We start from the raw sequence: 6,754 nt of genomic DNA on the forward strand, positions 1-6,754 counted from the left end.
AGGGGGGCGCTGTCCCGCCGGCCTCTCAGCCCATGTAGTTATGCTCGCAAATAGGTTTGGGTGGCGACCAAGAATCTGAAGGCTGGCGATCCTGCGCGCGCCCCTCTGCCCTGCCGGGCATCTCCCCCACGAGGGGGGAGATTGGCGCCGCACCGTCGCGCCTCAGGGATAGAGTCTAGCCTTCTCCCAGCCGCCCTTGGCATCGCGAGTGAACACCACGCGGTCATGCAGGCGGAACGGCCTGTCGTGCCAGAATTCGATCGTCTGCGGCACGATGCGGAACCCTGACCAGTGCTTTGGCCTGGGGATCTCGCCGATCGCATGGCGTGCGGTGTATTCGGCCACCGCCTTTTCCAGGGCGAAGCGGCTTTCCAGCGGCCGCGACTGTTTCGACGCCCAGGCGCCGATGCGGCTGCCGCGCGGCCGCGTCGCATAGTAGGCGTCGGCTTCGGCGTCGCTGACGATCTCCACCGGGCCGCGAATGCGCACCTGCCGGCGCAGCGATTTCCAATGGAAGCACATCGCCGCCTTCATGCTGCCAAGAATCTCCTGGCCCTTGGCGCTCTCGAAATTCGTGTAGAAGACAAACCCGCCTTCATCGAACCCCTTGAGCAGAACCATACGCACATCCGGCATGCCGTCGGCATCGACGGTCGCCAGCGCCACGCCGTTGGGGTCGTTCGGCTCGCTTTTCGTGGCGTCGTCCAGCCATGCGGCAAAGAGACGAAACGGCTCGGCTGCCTCGGTAAAGTCACTGCTTGTTAACTCTGTGTCACTCATAGTTTTTCTCAAATTGTCATGGAGCAGGGGAGGTTGCCGATTGTCGCGTATCGCGCAGGCTTTTGACAGCAGGCAATGGAGCGTTATCGCTTCGGCCAGCACGAAAGCCGCGATCGTGGCAGTCGTCTTGCCGCTTGCCGCCTGTGGCGCCGGTGGCTTCAGCCTGGAGAAGGCCGAAGTCGACCGCTCGATCCTGACAAGCAGCACATCGACCTCGGCCGCCTCGGCCGTTTCGGATCGCGACTCCGACCAGACCACCATCGGCAATGCGGTGTCCTCGGCCGACATCGAGCAGCTCGGCGGGCAGGCCATGCCGTGGGCGAATGCCGGCACCGGGTCACGCGGCTCCATCACCGGGCTGGCCGAATTGAAGGACAACGGCCAGACCTGCCGTCGCTTCAAGGCCTCGCGCGAAAGCTTTGATGGCGTTGCCATGTTCGAAGGCGAACTATGCCTGGCCAGCGCCGGCGGCTGGCGCATGCAGGACTTCAAGGCGCTCTGATTTTCCTCTTCTCAATATGGCCGTCCGCTACTGGAATTTCTTCCTATGCGAGCGCATATAGGAGGCAGGTATGGACTCAACTCATTTCCAGGGCAGGAAGCATGCGCGACCCGTATGAGGTCCTGGGCGTTGCCAAGAATGCATCGGCCAAGGACATAAAATCGGCGTACCGGAAACTCGCCAAGAAGCATCATCCGGATCAGAATCCGGATGATCCAAAGGCGAAGGACCGTTTTGCCGCGGCCAACCAGGCCTACGAGATCGTCGGCGACGAGAAGAATCGTGCCGCTTTCGATCGCGGCGAGATCGACGCAGACGGCAAGCCGCGATTCCAGGGCTTTGAGGGCGCAGCCGGTGGCGGCGATCCCTTCGGCGGATTTCGCCGGCAGCAAGGTGCGGGCGGTTCGCGATTCGAGTTCCGCTCCGGCCGCCCGGGCGGTGATCCGTTCGACGGCAACAGTGACATTTTCAGCCAGATTTTCGGCGACACCTTTTCCGGCACGCGCGGCGCAGGCTCCGGCGATCGCCGCCAGCCGGCGACATCAGCCGATCTGAACGTGACCCTCGACGTCACCATCGAGGAAGCGGCGACCGCTGAAAAAGTCACGGCGATGTTCCCCGACGGCCGCAAGGTGGCGGTCAAGCTGCCGGCCTATGTCGAGGATGGCCAGACCATCCGGCTGAAGGGCCAGGGCGAGCAAGGGCCGGGCCAGCCGGGCGACGCGCTGGTCAAGATCCATCTGCGCCGGCATCCGCGCTACCGCATCGAGGGCCGCGACCTGCACGCCGATTTGCCGGTGGCGCTGGCGGATGCGGTGCTCGGCGCCAAGGTGCCGGTCGATACGCCGACCGGCAGGCTTGCGGTCAACATTCCAGCCTGGTCGAGCTCCGACAAGGTCCTGCGGCTGAAGGGCAGGGGCCTGCCGGAAAAGGCCGGCGGCCACGGCGATCTCTACGCCCATGTGCGGATCATGCTGCCGGAGGGTGGCGATAGCGCGCTCGAAGCGGCGTTGCGCGGCCAAAAAGACTGATCGACGGCTTTTGTCCCCCGAACTGTCCGGTTTGAGCGCTTGAAGGGGCTCTGTGCCTGTGCGATAGGGCACTCCACAAAGCAGAAATCTTGCGGAGAGCGCTCACATGGCGGGTGGACAGGGCCTAATGGCCGGCAAGCGCGGCCTTATTCTTGGCGTCGCCAACAACAGGTCGATCGCCTATGGCATCGCCAAGTCGTGCGTCGACCATGGCGCCGAGATCGCGCTGACCTATCAGGGCGAGGCGTTCAAGAAGCGCGTCGAGCCGCTGGCGGCGGAACTGGGCGCCTTTGTTGCCGGCCATTGCGACGTCACCGATCCGGCGAGCCTGGACGAGGTTTTCGCCAATGTCGCCAGGCACTGGGGCAAGCTTGATTTCCTCGTCCATGCCATCGCCTTCTCCGACAAGGACGAGCTGACCGGCCGTTATGTCGAGACGACGCGCGACAATTTCCTGCGCACCATGGACATTTCGGTCTATTCCTTCACCACCATTGCCAAGCGCGCCGAGGCGCTGATGACCAATGGCGGCTCGCTGTTGACCTTGACTTACTACGGCGCCGAAAAGGTGATGCCGCACTACAACGTCATGGGTGTCGCCAAGGCGGCGCTCGAAGCCAGCGTGCGCTACCTGGCGGTCGACCTCGGCGCCAAGAAGATCCGTGTCAACGCCATCTCGGCCGGCCCGATCAAGACGCTTGCCGCCTCCGGTATCGGCGATTTCCGCTACATCCTGAAGTGGAACGAGTACAATTCGCCGCTGAAGCAGACGGTGACGCAGGAGGAAGTCGGCGATTCCGGCGTTTATTTCCTGTCCGACCTGTCGCGCGGCGTCACCGGTGAAGTGCATCACGTTGATTCGGGCTATCACGTCGTCGGCATGAAGGCGGTCGACGCGCCCGACATTTCGACGGTCAAGGACTAACACCCCGCCAACCGTTGTCCGTCCCGATCTCCGTACCGGAAGACCTGATGTACCCGCTGGTTTACATCGCGCGCCACGGCCAGACCGCGTGGAACGCCGAATTCCGGCTTCAGGGGCAGGCCGACACCGATCTCAACGCTCTTGGCCGCGAACAGGCGACCGGAAACGGCCATCGGCTCGCCGAACTGGTCAAAAACCCCGAGAATTTCGATTTCGTCGCCAGCCCGATGAAACGGACGCGCGAAACGATGCAGCGCATCCGCGCCGCGATGAAGCTCGATCCGGGTGCCTATCGAACCGATCCGCGCCTCGTCGAAGTCAATTTCGGCGACTGGCAGGGATTTACCTTTCCCGAACTCGAGACACGGTATCCCGGAGCGAGCAGGACGCGCGCTCTGGACAAATGGAACTTTCGGCCGCTCGGCGAAGGCGCGGAAAGTTATCAGATGCTGCTCGAACGGGTCAGGCCATGCTTCGACGCGATCGAACGCCAGACCATCTGCGTGACCCATGGCGGCGTCATGCGCACCTTGTTTCGCTTCGTTCTGGGATTGGCCGAGAATGAAGCAGCGAACCTGGAAATACCACACGATCGCCTGCTCAAGCTCGACGGCAAGAGCCTCGAGTGGCTGTAAGCCACCCAATGCACGTTGCCCAAAAGCAGCCCCGGTTTTGGGCGAACGACATGCGCAAAATCAAAGACCCAAAGCGCGTCGCCTGTATCCGTTCGAACGCGGAAGCTTTAATTGGCCGAGCTGTCCGGCAGTTCCATGTCGGTGATGACGTTTTCGCCATTGGTCACATCGTAGGCGATGACGATGTCCATGCCCGGCTTCAGCGCGTCGAGATCGGTCTCGGCGTTCAGCTTGTAGGACTTGCCGTCATCCAGCGTCAGCGTCGCCGTGTCCTTGTCGATCTTCTTGATCAGGCCTTCGGTCTGACCGGCGAAAGCAGCGGTGGAAAGCAGCAGTGTGGCGGCAACGGCGCCAATCAGGGTACGCATAATCGTTCCTCTTTATCATTGCACCGGCATGGTGGCGGGCGTTCAACAGCGGATGGAGCAGAGCAGAAACCAACCGAATGTGTCAAAACTAAATCCGCCAGATCACAGTTTGACCCCTGTGAAAAACGCCAATAGAAGGCAACCTTGAGCCGGCTCTGATGCCGGGCAGGGTCATTTTATGTCTCACAACACGTTCGGCCACCTTTTCCGCGTCACCACCTGGGGCGAAAGCCACGGCCCGTCGCTCGGCTGCGTGGTCGATGGCTGTCCGCCCGGCATCCGCTTTACTCAGCGAGAAATCCAGGCCGAACTCGACAAGCGCCGGCCGGGACAGTCACGTTTCGTGACGCAGCGCCGCGAACCTGACGAGGTCAAGATCCTGTCCGGTTTCATCCTCGACGAGGACGGCGAGACGATGATCACCACCGGCACGCCGGTGTCGATGCTGATCGAGAATGTCGACCAGCGCTCAAAGGATTATGGTGAGATTGCCCGCCAATACCGGCCCGGCCATGCCGATTACACCTATGACGTCAAATACGGCGTGCGCGATTATCGTGGCGGCGGCCGCTCGTCGGCCCGCGAGACGGCCGCGCGAGTGGCAGCCGGTGCCTTGGCGCGCAAGGTGGTGCCCGGCGTTGTGGTGCGCGGCGCGCTGGTGTCGATGGGCGAAAAATCCATCGACCGCGCCAACTGGAACTGGAATTTCATCGGCGATGCGGAAAATCCGTTCTTCACCCCAGATCCGGCTTCGGTTCCCGTCTTTACGCAGTATCTCGACGGCATCCGCAAGGCGGGGTCCTCGGTCGGTGCGGTGATCGAGATCGTCGCCGACGGCGTTCCGGCAGGCCTCGGCGCGCCGATCTATGCCAAGCTCGACCAGGACATCGCGTCCGGCTTGATGTCGATCAACGCCGTCAAGGGCGTCGAGATCGGCAACGGTTTCGAGGCCGCCCGCATCACCGGCGAGCAGAATGCCGACGAGATGCGCATGGGCAATGACGGCAAGCCGGTGTTCCTGTCCAACAATGCCGGCGGCATCCTGGGCGGCATCTCGACCGGCCAGGCGATCGTCGCCCGTTTCGCCGTCAAGCCGACCTCGTCGATCCTGACACCGCGAAAGTCGATCGACAAGGACGGCAAGGACGTTGAGATCATGACCAAGGGCCGCCACGACCCATGCGTCGGCATCCGCGCCGTGCCGATCGGCGAGGCAATGGTTGCCTGCGCGATCGCCGATCATTATCTGCGGCATCGGGGGCAAACAGGGAAGGGAATAGGGCAGTAAGGCAGTAGGGCAGTATGTTACGCTGCCCGCCAAGACCGCCAAATTTTTCCTTTTCCCTACTGCCTTACTGCCCTATTCCCCTACTCCCTGGCGAGCGAAGCGAGTACCCATGCCTTACGATCAGAAGAAAATCGTCGAAGCCCTGCGCGCTTTCGAACGCGGCGAGATCGTCGTCGTCATGGATGATGACGGGCGCGAGAACGAGGGCGACCTGATCGTCGCCGCCGTCCACTGTACGCCCGAAAAGATGGCGTTCATCGTTCGCCACACCTCCGGCATCGTCTGCACGCCGATGCCGCGCGAAGAAGCCAAGCGGCTGAACCTTGCGCCGATGGTCGCCGACAACGACTCCGCCCATACCACTGCTTTCACCGTCAGCGTCGATTTCAAGCATGGCACGACCACCGGCATTTCGGCCGAGGACCGCACACTGACTGTTCGCAATCTTGCCAACGGCAATGTCGGCGGTTCGGATTTCGTCCGGCCTGGCCACATCTTCCCGCTGATCGCGCGCGAAGGCGGCGTGCTGATGCGTTCGGGCCATACCGAGGCCGCGGTCGACCTGTGTAAGCTCGCCGGCCTGCCACCGGTCGGCGTCATTTCCGAGCTGGTCAACGATGACGGCACCGTCAAGCGCGGCCCGCAGGTGCAGGCTTTCGCCGAGGAGCATGGACTGAAGCAGGTTTCGGTGGCCGACCTCATCGCCTACCGGCAACGCAAGGAAACGCTGGTCGAACGCGTCGCCTGCTCCGAAATCGACACGCTCGGCGGCAAGGCGCAAGTCTTCACCTACACGCTGCCCTGGGACTCAATGCATCACGTCGCCATCGTCTTCGGCGACATCCGCGACGGCGAGGACGTGCCGGTGCGTCTGCATTCCGAAGATGTGGTGACGGATGTCTTCGGCACCAGCCACAGGCTTGACGGCATCATGAAGTCGATGGGCGAGCGCAGACGCGGCGTCATCGTCTATCTGCGCGAAGGTTCCGTCGGCGTCGCCCATCAGGAGCGCAAGCGGCCAGCGAGCGGCGACCGCGAGGATCATGAAGAGGCACGCCGCCGCGAAAACGAATGGCGCGAGATCGGGCTCGGCGCGCAAATCCTCAAGGATCTCGGCATTTCCTCGATCAACCTGATCGCTTCGCGCGAACGCCACTATGTCGGCCTGGAAGGTTTTGGCATCCACATCGCCAAGACCGAGATACTCTAGTGTCCTGATTCCGAA

8 protein-coding genes are annotated in these 6,754 nt (G+C 62.5%); 6 read left to right on the plus strand and 2 right to left on the minus strand.

Annotated elements, in window-relative coordinates; translation table 11 throughout:
• Positions 1–162 precede the first annotated feature (162 nt).
• The gene (gene pdxH / locus FCU66_RS37295) at positions 163–780 is read right to left on the minus strand and encodes a pyridoxamine 5'-phosphate oxidase (RefSeq protein ID WP_136621296.1); all 618 of its coding nucleotides are present in this window, start codon (positions 778–780) and stop codon (positions 163–165) included.
• A gap of 40 nt (positions 781–820) precedes the next feature.
• Between pdxH and FCU66_RS37300 the strand changes: the two genes are divergently transcribed.
• From FCU66_RS37300 to FCU66_RS37315, 4 genes are all read left to right on the plus strand, one after another.
• On the plus strand, positions 821–1,282 hold the full coding sequence (locus FCU66_RS37300) for an RT0821/Lpp0805 family surface protein (RefSeq protein WP_136621295.1): 462 nt from the start codon (positions 821–823) through the stop codon (positions 1,280–1,282).
• A gap of 101 nt (positions 1,283–1,383) precedes the next feature.
• Positions 1,384–2,313 (plus strand): DnaJ C-terminal domain-containing protein, encoded by a 930-nt coding sequence (locus FCU66_RS37305; RefSeq protein ID WP_136621294.1) that lies wholly within the window; start codon positions 1,384–1,386, stop codon positions 2,311–2,313.
• Between the two features lie 106 nt (positions 2,314–2,419).
• On the plus strand, positions 2,420–3,238 hold the full coding sequence (gene fabI / locus FCU66_RS37310) for an enoyl-ACP reductase FabI (RefSeq protein ID WP_128288839.1): 819 nt from the start codon (positions 2,420–2,422) through the stop codon (positions 3,236–3,238).
• Between the two features lie 47 nt (positions 3,239–3,285).
• Positions 3,286–3,873, plus strand: coding sequence for a histidine phosphatase family protein (locus tag FCU66_RS37315; protein WP_136621293.1), 588 nt, complete (start codon positions 3,286–3,288; stop codon positions 3,871–3,873).
• 107 nt (positions 3,874–3,980) lie between these two features.
• On the opposite strand, the gene FCU66_RS37320 is transcribed toward FCU66_RS37315, so the two are convergent.
• Positions 3,981–4,241, minus strand: coding sequence for a DUF1344 domain-containing protein (locus FCU66_RS37320; protein WP_136621292.1), 261 nt, complete (start codon positions 4,239–4,241; stop codon positions 3,981–3,983).
• Between the two features lie 178 nt (positions 4,242–4,419).
• Here FCU66_RS37320 and aroC point away from each other — a divergent pair, with 178 nt between their 5' ends.
• Both aroC and ribB read left to right on the plus strand, forming a co-directional pair.
• The gene (aroC, locus tag FCU66_RS37325; RefSeq protein ID WP_136621291.1) at positions 4,420–5,529 is read left to right on the plus strand and encodes a chorismate synthase; all 1,110 of its coding nucleotides are present in this window, start codon (positions 4,420–4,422) and stop codon (positions 5,527–5,529) included.
• Positions 5,530–5,638: 109 nt separating this feature from the next.
• Positions 5,639–6,739 carry a 3,4-dihydroxy-2-butanone-4-phosphate synthase gene (gene ribB, locus FCU66_RS37330; protein ID WP_109662220.1) on the plus strand — a complete coding sequence of 367 codons (1,101 nt, stop codon included), beginning with the start codon at positions 5,639–5,641 and terminating at the stop codon, positions 6,737–6,739.
• Positions 6,740–6,754: the final 15 nt, after the last annotated feature.

The organism is Mesorhizobium norvegicum (assembly GCF_004919685.1).
GTDB lineage: Bacteria > Pseudomonadota > Alphaproteobacteria > Rhizobiales > Rhizobiaceae > Mesorhizobium > Mesorhizobium norvegicum.